The sequence below is a fragment of the Gemmobacter caeruleus genome (assembly GCF_008271655.1).
Taxonomy (GTDB): domain Bacteria; phylum Pseudomonadota; class Alphaproteobacteria; order Rhodobacterales; family Rhodobacteraceae; genus Gemmobacter; species Gemmobacter caeruleus.
The window spans coordinates 144,167-160,048 of sequence record NZ_VKKX01000033.1; the positions used below are offsets into that span (position 1 = coordinate 144,167).

General features: G+C 65.1%; 15 protein-coding genes. 7 read left to right on the plus strand and 8 right to left on the minus strand.

Annotation, left to right across the window (positions count from 1 at the left end):
- Positions 1–11 precede the first annotated feature (11 nt).
- The 4 genes from FOA17_RS11405 to trpF are packed head-to-tail and all read right to left on the minus strand — an operon-like array spanning position 12 to position 3,602.
- On the minus strand, positions 12–1,316 hold the full coding sequence (locus tag FOA17_RS11405) for a protoporphyrinogen/coproporphyrinogen oxidase (protein WP_162528238.1): 1,305 nt from the start codon (positions 1,314–1,316) through the stop codon (positions 12–14).
- Between the two features lie 5 nt (positions 1,317–1,321).
- Complete coding sequence (locus tag FOA17_RS11410) at positions 1,322–2,149, minus strand: AfsA-related hotdog domain-containing protein (RefSeq protein ID WP_149141619.1); 828 nt, start codon at positions 2,147–2,149, stop codon at positions 1,322–1,324.
- Positions 2,146–2,940: a tryptophan synthase subunit alpha gene (trpA, locus tag FOA17_RS11415; protein WP_149141620.1), complete on the minus strand. Its 795-nt coding sequence runs from the start codon at positions 2,938–2,940 to the stop codon at positions 2,146–2,148. The genes FOA17_RS11410 and trpA overlap by 4 nt, the downstream gene beginning before the upstream one ends.
- A complete protein-coding gene (gene trpF / locus FOA17_RS11420; protein ID WP_149141621.1) occupies positions 2,937–3,602 on the minus strand; it encodes a phosphoribosylanthranilate isomerase in 666 nt (221 codons plus the stop codon). The genes trpA and trpF overlap by 4 nt, the downstream gene beginning before the upstream one ends.
- 380 nt (positions 3,603–3,982) lie before the next feature.
- On the opposite strand from trpF, the gene FOA17_RS11425 reads away from it, so the two are divergent.
- The 3 genes from FOA17_RS11425 (at position 3,983) to FOA17_RS11435 (ending at position 8,732) form a co-directional block, all read left to right on the plus strand.
- Complete coding sequence (locus tag FOA17_RS11425; RefSeq protein ID WP_162528239.1) at positions 3,983–4,876, plus strand: outer membrane lipoprotein-sorting protein; 894 nt, start codon at positions 3,983–3,985, stop codon at positions 4,874–4,876.
- 66 nt (positions 4,877–4,942) lie between these two features.
- Positions 4,943–7,381: an efflux RND transporter permease subunit gene (locus FOA17_RS11430; RefSeq protein WP_149141623.1), complete on the plus strand. Its 2,439-nt coding sequence runs from the start codon at positions 4,943–4,945 to the stop codon at positions 7,379–7,381.
- The gene (locus tag FOA17_RS11435; RefSeq protein ID WP_162528240.1) at positions 7,365–8,732 is read left to right on the plus strand and encodes a UbiD family decarboxylase; all 1,368 of its coding nucleotides are present in this window, start codon (positions 7,365–7,367) and stop codon (positions 8,730–8,732) included. Before FOA17_RS11430 ends, FOA17_RS11435 begins: the two co-directional genes overlap by 17 nt.
- 16 nt (positions 8,733–8,748) lie before the next feature.
- On the opposite strand, the gene FOA17_RS11440 is transcribed toward FOA17_RS11435, so the two are convergent.
- The 4 genes from FOA17_RS11440 to trpB all read right to left on the minus strand — a co-directional run bounded on the left by FOA17_RS11440 (position 8,749) and on the right by trpB (position 12,153).
- Positions 8,749–9,516: a response regulator transcription factor gene (locus FOA17_RS11440; protein ID WP_149141625.1), complete on the minus strand. Its 768-nt coding sequence runs from the start codon at positions 9,514–9,516 to the stop codon at positions 8,749–8,751.
- A 144-nt stretch (positions 9,517–9,660) separates the two neighbouring features.
- Positions 9,661–10,293 (minus strand): UbiX family flavin prenyltransferase, encoded by a 633-nt coding sequence (locus FOA17_RS11445; protein WP_149141626.1) that lies wholly within the window; start codon positions 10,291–10,293, stop codon positions 9,661–9,663.
- A gap of 11 nt (positions 10,294–10,304) precedes the next feature.
- Positions 10,305–10,913, minus strand: coding sequence for a LysE family translocator (locus FOA17_RS11450; RefSeq protein WP_149141627.1), 609 nt, complete (start codon positions 10,911–10,913; stop codon positions 10,305–10,307).
- A 16-nt stretch (positions 10,914–10,929) separates the two neighbouring features.
- Entirely contained in the window at positions 10,930–12,153 is a 1,224-nt protein-coding gene (trpB, locus tag FOA17_RS11455; RefSeq protein WP_149141628.1) for a tryptophan synthase subunit beta, read from the minus strand.
- Between the two features lie 158 nt (positions 12,154–12,311).
- Between trpB and FOA17_RS19905 the strand changes: the two genes are divergently transcribed.
- The 4 genes from FOA17_RS19905 to FOA17_RS11475 all read left to right on the plus strand — a co-directional run bounded on the left by FOA17_RS19905 (position 12,312) and on the right by FOA17_RS11475 (position 15,877).
- A complete protein-coding gene (locus FOA17_RS19905; protein ID WP_149141629.1) occupies positions 12,312–12,491 on the plus strand; it encodes a hypothetical protein in 180 nt (59 codons plus the stop codon).
- Positions 12,492–12,678: 187 nt separating this feature from the next.
- Positions 12,679–13,908, plus strand: a complete 1,230-nt coding sequence (locus tag FOA17_RS11465; protein WP_162528241.1) for an MFS transporter — start codon at positions 12,679–12,681, stop codon at positions 13,906–13,908.
- Positions 13,905–15,284 (plus strand): anthranilate synthase component I family protein, encoded by a 1,380-nt coding sequence (locus tag FOA17_RS11470; RefSeq protein ID WP_149141631.1) that lies wholly within the window; start codon positions 13,905–13,907, stop codon positions 15,282–15,284. Before FOA17_RS11465 ends, FOA17_RS11470 begins: the two co-directional genes overlap by 4 nt.
- Positions 15,281–15,877 (plus strand): anthranilate synthase component II, encoded by a 597-nt coding sequence (locus FOA17_RS11475; RefSeq protein WP_162528242.1) that lies wholly within the window; start codon positions 15,281–15,283, stop codon positions 15,875–15,877. Before FOA17_RS11470 ends, FOA17_RS11475 begins: the two co-directional genes overlap by 4 nt.
- The last annotated feature ends 5 nt before the right edge of the window (positions 15,878–15,882 follow it).

Consider the following 15,882-nt stretch of genomic DNA (forward strand, 5'->3'; position numbering starts at 1 on the left):
GCGGGCCGTCGTCATGCGGCAAGCCGCGCCGCCGTTTCGGTGTGCAGCATACGTTCGACGGCCAGCGCCGCAGAGGTCAGGCAGCCCTCCATCGTATGCCCTTCCAGATAATCCCCCGCGATTTCCAGCCCGCCGATCCCGGCAACGCCGCGCAGAAGATCGCGCTTCACCCGGGTGAAATAGGGGGCATAGCCGCAGATCCCGCCCGTATGGCGAGCAACGTGAAGGCTGGTCCGGTTTGCCGCAATCGGCATCCGCGCCGAGAAGGCCCGTTCCGCCGCGCCGACCAGCCAGTCATCCGGCCGGTCCAGCACATCGCGCGCGGCCTTGCCTGACAGGGTGAACCGGGCATGATGCGGTTGATGCAGGCGGTTGGCCGAACAATGGCCGAGGATCGAGCCGGGTTCGAACATGATCGAATGCACCCCGTCGCGAAAGACCGGGGCGTCATAGACCGCATTCACCATGGCCAGCGGAAAATACCGCACCGACGCGGCCGCGACACGGGCATAGGCCGGCAAATCGACCATCTGGCGCAGCACATGCAGCGGCACGGCCGAAATCACCCGACTGGCCGGCACCTGATGCACCCCGTCGGCATCGGCAATCTCCAGCCCGGCAACTGCGTTGCCCGACAGGTGGATGCGGCGCACCGCCGATCCGTGGCGGATGGTCTTGCCGGCGGCCAGCGCATCGTGGAACTGGCCGACGCCGCCCTTGATCGCGCGGTGCTGCCCCTTGCCGAAGCCCGAGGCAAACAGCATCAGCAGCGATGGATACAGTTCTGACGGCTCCGCCCCGCCCATGATGATGGAAAACAGCCGCATCGGCCCCTCCACCAGCGATTTGGTGAAATGGCGGTCGATCGTCATGTGATCCCAGTCGCGCTCGATCTCTTCGATCAGGCCCGCGGTATAATTCAGCGCTTCGGCCTTGCTGCGGGCTTCGGCCAGGAAGGACCGCAATTGCAGCGCGCCGCGCAGGCCGATGGCGCTGGCCAGACGCAGGTCGCCGGTCAGGGTCTTGCTTTTTTCCAGCGCGACCAGCCGGTCGGCCATCACGATGTGAAATCCGGGATGCTGCGGTTCGAACTCGGTCAGGCCGAAATCACGCAAGAGCGCGGTAAAGCGCGGCCAGGCCGTCGAGAAATTCTTGCCGCCGATCTCGAACATATGGCCGTCGTGCCGGATCGCGGCGGCGCGGCCGCCATGGCCCTGCCCCGCCTCGTGGATGATCGCGGGAATGCCGCGCGCGGCAAGGTAATGCGCGGCGCCAAGGCCGGAAATGCCGGCGCCGATGATGTGAACGGGCTCCATGCTGATCATCCTGTTCTGATGGCCCGCATCGCCACGGCCGTATGCAGCGCGCATTCGGCAAAGGCGATTCCGCCATGGCTGAGCGTCGCGGCCCGGCTGAAGCGGTTGGGCGCGGTTTCGGTGAAATCTGTCGTGCCGTCGATGCGCAGCGCGGCCTTGCGGCCCAGCACCGGCGCATATTGGCGAAAGCTGACCCCGGTCAGGATATCGCGCATGCGCCCGGCATCGGGGTTCTGGCTGTTGATCCAGCGTTGCACCTGCATGAATCCTTCCAGCAGGCAGAGCGGATGCACCGCCTGCACGCTGTCGGTCAGCAGGCAGGTTTCGGAAAGCGGCAGCATCCAGGCGCTGATCCGATCTTCCTGGCGACGCGGCTCTGCGATCAGGATGTTTTCGGGGCGGCTCTTGTTCAGCAACCCGCCTTCCGGCGGCAACAGGCTGAGCGGGCGGTTCAGCCGGCCACCGGCCGCCGGCAGCGCATAGGGCGCCAGCGTGACGGTGACGACGGCCCGGTCCTGTGCCTTTTGGGTCAGGGTGATTTCCAGCCGGTCGGGGCCGGTTTCGCGGGCCGACAACAGGATGGGTGCCTCGAACAGGGCATAGCGGATGAAACGCCCCTCGATCGCCGAGACAAAGCGCCCGAAATGGGCCATGGATTGCGCGAGCTGAACCGCGCCCTCCAGCAACAACAGGCCCGGCACATGGTCCAGCGGATGATCGAAGAAGAACGGGTGATGACGGTCCACCCGCAGCTGCGCGGCAGGGCCGTCGGAACCCGCCACCGGCAGCAGGACGGCATTGCGCGGATCGGTGCGGCTGTCGATCGTTGTCATGATGTGGCCTCTTGCGAAAGGGTTGCCAGCAGGGCGCGTGCCGGGGCCAGCGGGTCGGGCTGACCCAGGCCTTGCTCCACCGCGTCGGACAGGGCGCTGCCGACGATCGCGATATCCGCACCCTCGGCAAAGGCGGCGGCGACATCGGCCGCGGTCTTCAACCCGAAACCAAGGGCGATCGGCTGTGCGGTGACCTGGCGCAGCGCGGCGATTTCCGGGCCGGGGGGCAAGGCGGCCATCGCCCCGCCGGATCGGCCATAGGCCGATACCAGATAGACAAAGGCCGTGGCGCGGGCGGCGGCGGCCTGCCGCAGCTCATCGGTGCCGCCGGCATACAGCGTGCCCACCACCGGCAGGTTCGCAGCCCGGGCCGCGCGGGCAAATTCCTCGGCCATGCGGGGCGGCAGGCCATGCGGCAGGATGCTGGCGGCGCCCGCAGTCGCCGCAGCCGTGCAGACCGCGTCAAACCCCGCGGGGCGCAGCGTATGGCTGGCATCGGCCAGCAGGATCATGTCGATCCGTCCCGCATAATCGGCGACAAGGCGCAGCGCATCCGTCAGCCCTGCCCCCGAAGCCAGCCCCCGCGCATGCGCGCGGCGCAGCGTGGCGCCATCGGTAAAGGCATTGGGAAAGGGCAGGCACAGTTCGACCAGGTCGATCCCCAGCGTCACGCAATGGTCCAGCAGCGCCACGGTCGTCGCAAGATCGGGATCGCCCACCATGATCAGCGGGCAGAGCCTGCGGCGGTTCTGCGCGGGCGCAGCAAAGGGAAGCGGCCAGACCCGGGTCATGCGATGTGCCTGTAGCTTTCGGCCGGCCGGGCCGCCGTGACCAGCATGCGGGCGGCCTTGCGGCAGATATGGCCACCATGCCGGGCCGCGCTGTCGATATCGAAGGCTTCGATCCCGCCTTCCTCGGACAAGAGCGCGATACGGTCCGGGGTCAGCCCGCCCGCCAGCCACAGCCGCCGCCCCGCCAGCCGGTGCCGCCAGTCGCGTAGAACGGGTTCCGGCAGGGCCTTGCCGCAACTGCCGATCTGATCGGCACCGCCGAAACGATCCATCAGATAGATGTCGCAACCGGCCTTGTCATAGGCGCTGATCCAGCGGGCCTCGGGGCAGGCGCCATCTTCGCCAAGGTGCAGCGTCTTGATCACGGTAAAGCCCGCGTCTTTCAGCATCGCCACGTCGCGCGGTGTGTTGAAGCCGTGCAGTTGCACCATACGGACGCGGGTTGGCGTCAGAAGCGCGATCACCTGTTGGACAGGTTTGCGGACACAGACCGCCACGGGGGTCAGGTTGCGGCACCGCGCAGCCAGGGTCGTGAAGCGCAGATCGTCCAGATCGTTGGGATGGCCTTCGATGCCCGTCCAGAGCCCGCAATAGCGCACGGCTTCCTGTTCCAGAATGTCGATTTCCTCGGGCAGACGCGCGCCACAGATTTTCGTTTCCATAGAATCACCGTATTTCAACCGGCCGTCACACTGGATGACCCTTTCTCTGGTCTAGCGAATTCGCGAATTTCCCGGTGTGGCAAAATTTGCAAATTGGTGCAGGTGCAGAAATCTTTTGCCATAATCGCGATCCGGGCAAATGGCGGCAGAATTACTGCCCTATGTGACGGCGCGTAAACCGGAATTATCGCCGGTCGTGACGCCATGCCCCGAATGTAAAAAATACATGTCACCAGGATTGTGATATTGCGCAATGTCACGTCATTTAAGTTCAAGAATCTCTGAAAATTAGATTTTTGTTCTCGGGCCTGTCTCGATCAATCTGCCCACGGACGCTTCAATCCAATTCACCAAAAAATCCAGAACGAGGGATCAAGATGATGCAATTTACCAGAAAGGTTGTCGCGGGCATGGTTCTTGCCGCCGGGCTTGGCATCGGCGGGGCGGCCTTGGCCCAGGACGGCAAGCCGCTGGTGGAACCGGCGGTGCCGACCTCGCCCGTGCTGACCACCTGTTCGCAGGTCATGCTGGGCATGCAGAACCGCTATAACGGGTATGACAGCTGGCGCATCGTCAACATGACGATCACGGACGAAACCGGCGCGGTGAAGACCCGGCGCATCGCGGCGGCGCACAAGAACCAGGGCATCAACCGCCGCCTGCGCTCCATCGTGCTGGAGCCGGCGGAGCTTGAGGGCGTGGAGTCCTATGTGCATGACAATTTCGAGGTGGGCATGGCCGACAAGGTCTGGGTCTGGCTGCCCTCGTCGAAAAGCGTGGTGGATGTGAAATCCGAGGATCTGAGCCAGCGGCTTTACGGCTCGGACCTCGCCGTGGGCGAGATGCTGATCCGCCAGGCGCGTGACTATGATTGCAAGATGTTGGGGACGGGCGTGTTCAACGGCTATCCGGTCTACAAGATCTATGTGAACCCGCGCACCGAAGCCGAAGTCGTCCGCCTGGGTCTGCGTGATGGCGAGGTCTGGGTGGATACCGAAACCTTCATGCCGATGTATTCCAGCTTCAACGCCGATGCGCCGAACGAACAGCGCGTGCTGGAGACGATGGACATGCGGTGGGTGAACGGGGTTTTCGCGCCGGAGCGCTATCGGGTCTCGACGCTGAAGGAAGGCCGCGTGGTGTCGCATTCCGAATTCCGGACCGAGGGCGAGACCTTCAACATGGGCCTGCCCGACAGCTTCTTCACGCTGGAGGATATGGGTTCGGCCGCCAGTGCGTTCCGCGAATATCGCGGTCCGAATTTCACCAACTGACGCCACAATCCTGTCTCTGGCCCCGTGGCGGAGCGTCTCCGCCACGGCCCCTTCCGGGAGATTTCCATGAAGATTCTGTCTGTGATCGACACCGGGGTCACCCGGCTGCTGAGCCTTGTCTATACGCATCGGCTCAAGACCCTGCCGCTCGTGCTTGGGTTGATCTTTTTCTACGTCGCCAGCAATCTGCCCACCATCCAGAAGGATGGCCGGGTCGAGGCTTTCATGCATCCGCAAGACCCCGCGCTGCTGTCCTATTATGCGATGCGGCGTGAATTCGGCCAGGATAACCGTCTGGTGATCGCCGTGGCCGCGCCGGATGTGTTCGACCGCGAATTCCTCACCCGGTTCAGCGCGCTGCATAACGAGATTGCCGAGGGCGTGCCCTATATCTCGGAGATTTTCAGCCCCTACAATATTCCCTTCATCGAATATGAGGGCGGCGGCGTCTATCTGGAACAACTGGTGCGCAACATGCTTCTGCGCGGGCGCGACCCGCACGAGCTGCGCGATCGTATCCTCGATACGCCGCTCTATCGCAATTTCATCATTTCGGCCGATGGCAAGACGGCGGCGATCGTGATCGAGCCCTATCGCTATGCGCCCGATGCCTCGGACTGCATCCCCGATCCGTCCAGCGGACATATCTGCACGCCGAAGGTGGTTCCGGTGGAGGAGCGCCGCCTGCTGGGCGCCCCGCAATATGCCGAGATGGAAACCGCCGCGCAGCAGATCATCGACCGCTATCAGGCCGAAGGGTTCGATATCCACATGGCCGGCGCGCCGGTGGTCAGCACCGAGATCGTGCGCATGATGGAACGTGACATGCCGCGTTTCACCCTGGCTTGCGTCATCATCACGCTGATCACCATGTTCGCGATGACGCGCAGCGTGATCGTGTCGCTGGGCAGCCTGCTGACCTTTGTCACCTCCGTCTTTTCGACCCTTGCCACGGTGGCGGCGACGGGCGTGGCGATGACGCCGCCGACCCAGCTTCTGATCCCGATGACGCTGGTCGTGGGGCTTTGCACCTATATCCATTTCATCACCGCGCTTTTGCGGGCGCGGGCCGAACATGGCGAGGGCAAATCGGCGCTGGCCGCCGCCGTGCAGCGCTGCCATGTGCCGATCCTGTTCGCGGCGCTGACCACTGCCGGCGGTCTGGCCGGGCTGATCGTTTCGCCGCTGGCGCCGATTTCCGATCTGGGCCGTTTCGGGCTGGTCTCGGTCGCGGTGTCCTATGTGCTGGCGCTGTTCTGGGCCACCATGGCCTACCGTTTCCTGCCGCGCCGCTTTCTTGACCGGCAGACGGCCGAGCCGGGGCGCGTCGCGCGGGCCATGCAGCGCATCGCCACGGCCAGCGCCGCCTCTCCGGTCAAGGCGCTGTCGCTGTCGCTTCTGGTCAGCGCGATCTTCGCCTTTGGCATCCTGCGGCTGGATTATTCGCATAACTCGCTGCTCTGGCTGCCCAAGGACAACAAGGCCCGCGTCTCCACCGAGTTCATCGACGCGCATTACCACGGCAGCGTGAACCTGGAGCTGATCATCTCGCCCCGCGACGGGCTGGATTTCCGCGATGCCACCTTGCTGCAACGCATCGAGGATACGGCGCGCAAGGTGCCGGGGCTGGTCAACATCCCGATCGGTCGCCATACCAGCATGATTTCCTTCATTGAGGAAACCAACCAGGCCATTCACGACGGCGATATCGCCGCGCGCAAGCTGCCCGGGCAGGAACAGATCTGGGATCAGGTCCTGTTGCTGGAAGGGCAGGGCAATGACGACATGAAACGGTATGTCAGCCTTGACTACGACACGGGCCGGGTTTCGTTCCAGACGCCCTGGCTGGAGGCGAAGCTCTATACCGATGTGATTGCCACCATCGAGGGCGAGTTTCGCGCCGCGATCGGGGATCGCGCGGATGTCCATGCCACGGGGCTGATCGCGTTGCTGGCGCAAACCTCTGCTGCGGTGCTGTCCAGCGTGACGGAAAGCTATGCGATGTCGCTGCTGATCGTGACGGTCTGCATGATGCTGGCGCTGCGCTCGGTGGGCTGGGGGCTGGTCAGCATGGTGCCCAACGTCCTGCCCTTTGTCGTGCTGCTGGGGATCATGGGCTATGCCGGCATTCCGCTGGATACTTTCACGATCCTCATCGGCGGTATCATCACCGGCATCATCGTGGATGACACGCTGCACCTGTTCCATACCGTGCGGCACAAGACCGAGGAGGGCGCGGGCGTCGTCGATGCCGTGCGCAGCACCTTTACCGAGGTCGGCGATGCCGTGGCGGTGACCACCCTGGTGGTGATGGCAAGCTTTGCGGTCTTCATGCTGTCGGGCATGGCGAATATCCGGGCCTTCGGTCTCTTGATGGTCACGGGGTCGGCGCTGGCTCTGGCGGCGGATGTGGTTCTGGGGCCGGCGGTCATCGCCTTGTTCCGCCGTCGCAGCGATGCGGCGCGGGCACCGGCCATGCAGGTTTCCGATGCTGCCGCATCCTGACCGCGATATCGACCTGGCCGCGTGCGACATGCGCGCGGCCATCGCGGCCTCTGGCGGCGGTCTGCGTCGCCCGGCGATGTCCCCCGATGCAGCGGCGGCCGAAGTGGCGGCGCGCTTTGTCGGGCCGCCGGCGCGACCGCGGCAGGGCGATGAGCCGGTGCTGATCTATCCGCAAGGGGCCGCGCCGGCCCTTTGCTTCGGTCTTTATGGCGGCGAGCGGCGGGTGCGGGACTGGCTGCCCGGCCTGCCCGGGCGCATCGCGCCCGGCCCGCTGGCGGGCTTTGCCGGTGTGGCGCCCCGATGGGCCAAAACCGGCTTGCACGCGGAGCGGCCGGTTGACCTGACCGCCCTGCCAGTGCCGCAGGTCACGCCGCGCGATGCGGGCCGCTATCTGACCATGGGCTTTGTCATGGCCCAGGCCCCTGACGGCAGCATGGCCATTTCCGCGCATCGCATGCTGATCCTTGGCCCGGATCGTCTGGGGATCTGGATGCTGCCGGGCCGCGCCTTGCGTCAGTTGGCCCAAGCGGCACATGACGCCGGGCGGTCGTTGCCGGTCACGATCAATATCGGCGTGCCGCCGGCTGTTGCGATTGCGGCCGCCACCTCCACCGCGACACTGCCGCGAGCGCTGGACAAGCTGGCGATCGCCGGGGCATTGGCGGGCAGGCCGATTTCGCTGACGCGGGGAAGCGCGGCGCCGTTCCTGACCCACGCCGAAATCGTGCTGGAGGCGGAGCTGACCACCGATACTGTGCCAGAGGCCCTGCCCGGCGCCCCCCTCGCGGGGTCGATGCCAGAGTTTCTGGGCTATGACGGGCATGGCGTGCCTGAGCTGCATGTGCTGCGCCTGACGCGGTGCCTGACGCGCCCCGATGCGCTGTTCCAGACGGTGATCGGGCCGGGGCGTGAACAGTCGGTCATCCTGGGCCTGGGTGGCGCCTTGTCGCTGGGCCTGGCGCTGTCGCCGGATTGGGGGCTGCATGATCTGCGCTTTGCCCCTGCGGGGGGCGGGATGCTCTTGCTCTATGCGGCGCTGGCGGGGGATGGCCCCCGCGATCTGGCGGCGCTGGCGCGGGCCATGGCCGGGGTTTGCCCCTTTCTGAAGACCGTGGTCTTTGTCGATGACGACATCGACATTTCCTGCGATGAGGATGTGCTTTGGGCGCTGACCACCCGCGCCCAGCTTGCGCAGGATTGCCACGCCCTGCCCGGCTTTCGTCCGCTGGGCATGGACCCGTCGCAATCGCCCGAATGGCAGGCGGCGCGGGGCACCAGCGTGTTCAAATCCTATGTCGATGCCACAGTTCCGCCGCCACTGCGCCCGGCATTCCGGCGGGCGCTGCCATGACGCAGGCGCGCCCGCGTCAGGTAGCGTTTTCGGTCAGGGTGCCCACCAGCGAATAGCCCCGGCCGCGCACGGTGCGAATGAAATCGGCTGCCGCGCCCGCCTCCTTGATCTTGTTGCGCAGGCGGTAAATCAGCGCGTCGATACTGCGCGTATAGATCACGCTGGAGCCGTGGACCCGTTCCAGCAGCGCGTCGCGGCTGAGAATTTCGCCGGGTGTGGTGGCCATGGTGGCGATCAGTTCGAATTCCATCGAGGTGATGGTCAGCCGCACCCCGTTGACCAGAACCTGCGCCCGTTGCGGGTCGATGGTCAGCACGTTGCCATCCAGATGCAGCTGGCGCTGACCGCCCGCCGCGGCCGGCCCTGCCTCGGCAGGGGCCGGGGCAATATCGCCGTCGCGGGCGTCGCTGGCACCGACCCGCCGCAACACCGCGTTGATGCGGGCGACCAGTTCGCGGGGCTCGAAGGGCTTTTTCACATAATCATCGGCGCCGGTCTCCAGCCCGACGACCATATCGGTCAGATCGGTCCGGGCGGTCAGCATGATGATGGGGGTGTCGCGATAGCTCGCATTGCTGAAGCGAATCTTCTGGCACATCTGCAAGCCGTTGACCTGGGGCAGCATGATGTCCAGCAGGATGATGTCGTAGCTGTCGCTTTCCAGCGCCTTGAAGCCGGCATCGGGGGTGTGAACGGTATCGAGATCAATGCTGTATTTGGTCAGGACGACATGCATCAGATCAGCCAATTCGACATCGTCGTCGATCAGCAGCGCTTTAACCATGTCACTCTCCTTCCTAAATGACCTAACGGAAGTCTTCCTAGTAATAGCGCAGCTCTAGCATCCGGAGCGCGAAAATTGAAGGAAGATTTGACCGCTGTGGTTGAGTACGCGGTTCCTTCGGCAGAATTGTGACAGCGTTAACATTCAGGCCGGGCTTTCTGCCTGCCAGCGATGCAGTTCCGGAACGGCGATGCCGGCCAGATCCAGCGCGCGCGCAGCCATCTGGGTGATCATGTCATCCAGCGTCGCCGGGCGCAGGTAGAATGCCGGGACGGGGGGCATGATGATGGCCCCGTTGCGCGTCGCCTGATCCATCAGCGCGATATGCCCGGCATGGAACGGCGTTTCGCGCAGCATCAGCACCAGGCGGCGGCGTTCTTTCAGGCAGACATCGGCGGCGCGCGCGATCAGGTTGTCGCCATGGCAATGCGCGATGGCACTGAGCGTCTTGACCGTGCAGGGCGCGACCAGCATCCCGTCTGTCGCAAAAGACCCCGAAGCGATGGAGGCGCCGATATCGCCATGCGGATGGACGTGATCGGCCATGGCGCGCACGGCTTCGGGGCGAAGATCGGTTTCCGCCCGCAACGTCCGCAGCCCCGCGGCTGACAGGATCAGATGGGTTTCCACCCCGGGCAGCGGTTGCAGCAATTGCAGCGCGCGCACGCCGATCATCACGCCCGAGGCGCCGGTGATGCCGATGATGAACCGCCGGCGCGGCGACGGGTCGGGCGCGGGGCGAAAGCGGTGATCGTGATAGGACAGGTCGGCAGGCATCATACGCTCCTTCAGACCGTTGCGAACAGAAGCTTGGCGCCCAGGCCGAGGAATGACGCGGCAAAGCAATAGCGCATGCCGGTCATGGCGGCGGGCCGTTCGATGATGCGCTTGCGTGCCAGCGTGGCGGCGAAGCCATAGATCAGGAACACGATCAACGTCATCAGGGTAAAGACCATGCCCAGCCGGAACATCTGCAAGGTCGCGCCGGGTTGGGCCGGATCGACAAATTGCGGCAGGAAGGCCAGAAAGAACATCGACAGTTTCGGGTTCAGGATGTTGATGAACACCCCCCGCCAGACAATCTGCCAGAAGCTGGAGGTATCCTCATGGCCGACGCGGAGCGAACTGCGGTCGCGCAGCGTCATCCAGGCCAGATAGACGAGATACAGCGCGCCGGCATATTTCAGCGCGTTGAACAGGGCGGGGCTGGTTTCCAGCACCGCCGCAAGCCCCAGAAGCCCCGCGAACATCGGCGGCAAGGTGCCCAGCGTGCCGCCGATGGCCGAGGCCAGCGCGGCATTGCGCCCCCCGGAAAGGGCGCAGGCCAGGGTAAAGACCACGCCGGTTCCGGGCGCGATCACGACGATCAGGGATGTCAGCAGGAATTCCAGGGTCATTGCGGCGGTTCCGGGATCACAGGGCCAGCGTCTTGATGACGAAGTCGATATCCTTGTCGCCGCGGCCGCTGAGGTTCACGAGGATCGACTGGTCGGGCTGCATCCTGGGGGCCTGACGCAGCGCATAGGCGACGGCATGGGCGCTTTCCAGCGCGGGGATGATGCCTTCGCGGCGTGACAGGGTCATGAAGGCGTCAAACGCCTCGGTATCGGTGGCGGATTCATAGCGCGCCCGGCCGATATCCTTGAGGTGGCAATGCTGCGGCCCGACGCCCGGGTAATCCAGCCCGGAGGCGACGGAATGCACCGGCAGCGGTTCCCCCTTGTCGTCCTGAAGGTAATAGCAGCGGAAGCCGTGCATGGTGCCGGGCTTGCCCAGCGTCAGGGTGGCGGCGTGCTTGTCGGTATCAAGGCCGTGGCCCGCGGGTTCGATGCCGACCAGCGCCACCTCTGCCGCGTCGATGAAGCCGCTGAACAGGCCGATGGCGTTGGAGCCGCCGCCGACACAGGCCGTGACCTCGGTCGGCAGGGCGCCGGTCATCTCGGTGAACTGGCGGCGCGCCTCGGTGCCCACGACCGACTGGAAGCCCTGCACCATGCGCGGATAGGGCGCCGGCCCGGTGACCGAGCCGATGGCGAAGAAGGTGTTTTCCGGGTCTTGCATGTAGGATTCAAAGGCGCTGTCCACCGCGTCCTTCAGGGTGCCGGTGCCACGCGACACGGGCACCAGCTTGCAGCCCAGGATCTTCATGCGCGAGACATTGGGGTGTTCCTTGGCGATATCCACCACGCCCATGTGAATCTCGCATTCGATGCCCACCAGCGCGGCAGCGGTGGCAAGCGCCACGCCGTGCTGGCCGGCGCCGGTTTCCGCCAGCACGCGCTTCTTGCCCATGCGCTTGGCCAGCAGCACCTCGCCGATGCAATGGTTGATCTTGTGGGCGCCGGTATGGTTCAGATCCTCGCGCTTGAAATAGATCTGCGCCCCGCCGCAATCGGCCGAAAGGTTGCGCGCGTGATAGATCGGGCTGGGGCGGCCGACATAGGTCGCGCGCAGCCGCAACATTTCCGACTGAAACTCGGGGTCGGTCATGGCGGTATCATAGGCCGCACCGATTTCAGCCAGCAGGGCCGCGACGCGCGCGTCGTCGATGGGGCCGCCATAGGCGCCGAAATAGCCCTGCGCATCGGGCACAAGCGTGGCATTCGGGGCGGGGTCGATCCATTGCTGAATATTCATTCGTTTATCCTCTCGCAGGTGGGGCGCTGTGGGTCAGCGGATGTTCGGGGCAGTGATCCTGTCGGACGCTAACGAGAGTTCGGGTGGAGAAGTGTGCAGAATTGTCATCTTCTTTGCGAATGATTGCAGACCCGCGCCATTCGGCCAGATCCACGCGAATGCGTATGGAAATCGGCAGAAATTTGTGCATTTTCAGTATCTTGAAGATGCGCCCCCGCATGCTGGACGCCCGCCGGGTCGTTGCCGCGTCACCTTGTCTGGCCCGGGCGTGGCATTGCATCACATTGCGTGATCAGCCACGAATGCAGCGTCGCGAAAAAACACCTTTTGCTGTTTGAAGGCCCGCCATGCCCGCCCCTAGGGTGAGGTCATGGCCCGAGGTGACGGAACGAGCTGCCGCCACCTTTCCGCCGCGCAGAGTTATCAGATTTCAGATCCGTTCCGGGCTTGCCGGTGCGCGGTTCCGGCCATCGCGGGATGGGCCGGCCGGGTATCGACATGCGCGGTGGACAGACAGGACCGCAAATGGAACAGGCACCGCGCCGCATCACCTGGATTGCCTTCGCTCTCAACTTCATCGTCTATTCCGAGAATTTCGTCGTGGCGCCCTTTCTGCGCCGCCTGGCGGAGCTGACCGGATCGACCCCCGCCGCCATGGCCAATCTGGTGCTGGTCTATACTTTGGGGATCGGCTTCGGGGCCCTGCTGCTTGGCCCGCTGGGCGACCGCTATGGCCGCCGGCCCATGCTGCTGGCGGGGCTGGGCGCCTTTGCGCTGTTCACCGGCCTGACCGGCGCTGTCAGCGGATATGAAGCGCTGATCGTCACCCGCGCGCTGTGCGGTGTTGCGGCGGGGGTGCTGCTGTCCAGCCTGATGGCCTACATGGCCGATATCTTTATCGCCGCCGGCCGGCTGGAGGCCATGCCGGGCGCCATGGGCACCGCGATGGGGGGCATCTTTGCCGCCATCGTTTTCGGCGTGCCCGCGGGCATCTATGCGGGCTATCTGGTGGACTGGAGCCTTGCCTTCTTCGTGCTGGCCTTGCTGGCGGTGGTGGTGCTGGCGCTGGTCGCGCTGGCGCTGCCTGCGGTGCCGGGGATGAAAAGCGGCCTCTCCTATCTGGGCCTGCTGACCTCGGGCTTCCGTCTGTTCACCGAGCCGCGCCTGTTGCTGATCGGGGCGAGCTTCTTTCTGTTCCAGTTCGTCGCGACGGCCTTCGGCACGCATTCGCCGGCCTGGATCCTGTCGCATGGTATCGGGCTGGACATGCTGGCGCTGCTCTATGCCGCCACGGGGGCCGTGTCGGTGCTGGCCGCGCTGCGCTCTGGCGCGCTGATCGGGCGGATCGGACCGGCGGTCGCGCTGCTGCTGACCAATGCGGTCGTGCTGGTCACGTTGATCGGCATCGCGATGGCGGGTTTCGGGCTGGTGCCGCTGGGGCTGCTGCTGGCGGCCTATCTGGCCGGGCTTGCGGTGCGCATGGGGCTGATCCAGGCCATCGCCACTTCGTCGGTGGATCGCATGGCGCGCGGGCGCTTCATGGGGATCAACAACTTCCTGATGCAGATGGGGTCTTCGGCGGGGGTCTGGTTGCTGACGCTGACCTTGCGCACGGTGCCCGACCCTGACGCCGCCTTTCGCATCGGCGTGCTGGGCCTGGCGGGGGTGACGCTGGTGTCGCTGCTGCTGGGGCTGGTGCTGCTCAATCCGCTGCGCCGCGCGACGCCCGCCGCGCCGGGCAAAGGGGCCGCATGATGCATGCGATCAGCTTTGATCTTGCCCGGGATCCGGCAGAATTCCTGCGCAGCGATCCCGGCCTCTCCGGCGGGTTCCACCTTCTGTATCAGAAAGACCAGACCCAGATCATCGCCGCCGATCCGCTGGCCATCTATCGCGTGGCCTGGGATTGCCGGTCGGTGGAGATCCGCCGGCGCGGCATCGACACCCCGGAACGGGTGGAACTGCCCGGGGCGGATCCCTTTCCCTTTCTGAACGCCCAACTGGCGCGCTTTGCCGCCACCCATGCGACGCCGGATGTGCCTTTCTTCAAGGGCGGGCTGATCGGGATCAACAGTTTTGAGGGGCTGAGCAGCTTTCTCAAGATCGACAGCCTGCATCCGGGGCAGGTGCCCTTCGTCTACGGGCTGTTCGACAATTTCATCGTGACCGATCTTGCCGCGCAGCGCTGCCATATCGTGTTCAGCCCCGGCAGGGCGGCAAAGGCGCTGGCGCTGCGGGCGCGTCTGGCAGACTGGGCGCGGGATGACCGCCCCGCCCTGCGGCGGCGCACCCGCAGCCTGACCGAATTTCGCGCGGCGGCTGCGGACCATACCGATTTCGTCGCGCGTATCCGAGAGGGGGTGGAGCGCATCAAGCCGCATCTGACCTGCGGCAACAGTTTCCAGACGGTGCTGAGCCATGAGCTGCGCCTGCCGGTGCAACGCGGCGCCTATGACAGCTTTCTGGCCATGCGCCATCACCCGAGCGCCTACAAGTATTTCGTCCAGTTCGACGATATCCGCATTGCCGGCATCTCGCCCGAGAATCTGGTGATTGTCGGCGACGGACGGGCGCGGATGACGCCGCTTGCGGGCACACAGCCCCGCCATGACGACCCCGAGGCACAGGCGCGCAGCATTGTCGCCCTGCGGCAAAGCACCAAGGAAATCGCCGAACATACGATGCTGGTCGATCTGGTGCGCAATGATCTGGGCCGCATCTGCCAACCGGGCAGCGTGGAGGTGCGGGCGTTCCAGTATGTCGCGCCTTTCGGGCCGGTCATGCATCTGGCCAGCGATGTGGAGGGCAGCTTGTCCAAGGGCGTGACGCCGCTGGACGTGATGCGCGCGCTGTCGCCGGCGGGCACGATGACCGGCGCCCCCAAACGGCGCTCGATCCAGATCATCCGGGAACTGGAGCCGGGTCCGCGCGGCTTTTACAGCGGCAATATCGGCTTTGCCGATGTCAGCGGCGCGGGCGATTTCGCGATCATCATCCGCTCGGCCATCCACGATACCCCGCGCGAGGCCAGTTTGCGGGCCGGCATGGGCATCGTGCTGGATTCCACCGCCGCCGAGGAGGCGGAGGAATGGCTGCACAAGGTCTATTCCGCCGGAAAGGAATGCGTATGACCCGCCGCCATGTGCTGATCATCGACAATTTCGACAGTTTCGTCTTCAACGTGCCGCAGGTCATGGCGCGGGCGCATGATCTGACCTTTGACATGGTGCCCAATGATGCGGTCGAGGACCGGCATCTGTGCCTGGATCGCTACAGCCATGTCGTCATCTCGCCCGGGCCGGGCAACCCCACCGATCCTGCGGATTTCGGCGGGTCGTCGCGGGTGATCGCCTTTTATGCCGGGCGCAAGCCGCTGTTGGGTATCTGTCTGGGCCATCAGGGCATTGCCGCGCATTTCGGCGCGCGGATCGAGACCGCGCGGCGGATCATGCACGGCAAATCCTCGCGGCTGGAGGTCACCGGCGATTGCCCGATGTTCGCCGGGGTCGGGGCGCCGGAAACCATGCGGTATCATTCGCTTGTCGTCGCCCCGGGCACCTTGCCGCCCATGTTCCGCGTGACCGCCGTCACCGATGACGAACATCGCGAGATCATGGCCTTCAGCGCGCCCGAGCAGAAGATCTTTGCCCTGCAATTCCACCCTGAATCCGTCGCGACCCCCGAAGGGCCGCGCATGCTTTCCAATTTCCTGTCCATCACCTGAGGTCG

What these genes read in the sequence shown, in the direction of transcription:
- FOA17_RS11405 (WP_162528238.1), bottom strand. Translation starts at nt 1,316, where the DNA reads ATGGAGCCCGTTCACATCATCGGCGCCGGCATTTCCGGCCTTGGCGCC.
- FOA17_RS11410 (WP_149141619.1), bottom strand. Translation starts at nt 2,149, where the DNA reads ATGACAACGATCGACAGCCGCACCGATCCGCGCAATGCCGTCCTGCTG.
- trpA (WP_149141620.1), bottom strand. Translation starts at nt 2,940, where the DNA reads ATGACCCGGGTCTGGCCGCTTCCCTTTGCTGCGCCCGCGCAGAACCGC.
- trpF (WP_149141621.1), bottom strand. Translation starts at nt 3,602, where the DNA reads ATGGAAACGAAAATCTGTGGCGCGCGTCTGCCCGAGGAAATCGACATT.
- FOA17_RS11425 (WP_162528239.1), top strand. Translation starts at nt 3,983, where the DNA reads ATGCAATTTACCAGAAAGGTTGTCGCGGGCATGGTTCTTGCCGCCGGG.
- FOA17_RS11430 (WP_149141623.1), top strand. Translation starts at nt 4,943, where the DNA reads ATGAAGATTCTGTCTGTGATCGACACCGGGGTCACCCGGCTGCTGAGC.
- FOA17_RS11435 (WP_162528240.1), top strand. Translation starts at nt 7,365, where the DNA reads ATGCTGCCGCATCCTGACCGCGATATCGACCTGGCCGCGTGCGACATG.
- FOA17_RS11440 (WP_149141625.1), bottom strand. Translation starts at nt 9,516, where the DNA reads ATGGTTAAAGCGCTGCTGATCGACGACGATGTCGAATTGGCTGATCTG.
- FOA17_RS11445 (WP_149141626.1), bottom strand. Translation starts at nt 10,293, where the DNA reads ATGCCTGCCGACCTGTCCTATCACGATCACCGCTTTCGCCCCGCGCCC.
- FOA17_RS11450 (WP_149141627.1), bottom strand. Translation starts at nt 10,913, where the DNA reads ATGACCCTGGAATTCCTGCTGACATCCCTGATCGTCGTGATCGCGCCC.
- trpB (WP_149141628.1), bottom strand. Translation starts at nt 12,153, where the DNA reads ATGAATATTCAGCAATGGATCGACCCCGCCCCGAATGCCACGCTTGTG.
- FOA17_RS19905 (WP_149141629.1), top strand. Translation starts at nt 12,312, where the DNA reads ATGCGTATGGAAATCGGCAGAAATTTGTGCATTTTCAGTATCTTGAAG.
- FOA17_RS11465 (WP_162528241.1), top strand. Translation starts at nt 12,679, where the DNA reads ATGGAACAGGCACCGCGCCGCATCACCTGGATTGCCTTCGCTCTCAAC.
- FOA17_RS11470 (WP_149141631.1), top strand. Translation starts at nt 13,905, where the DNA reads ATGATGCATGCGATCAGCTTTGATCTTGCCCGGGATCCGGCAGAATTC.
- FOA17_RS11475 (WP_162528242.1), top strand. Translation starts at nt 15,281, where the DNA reads ATGACCCGCCGCCATGTGCTGATCATCGACAATTTCGACAGTTTCGTC.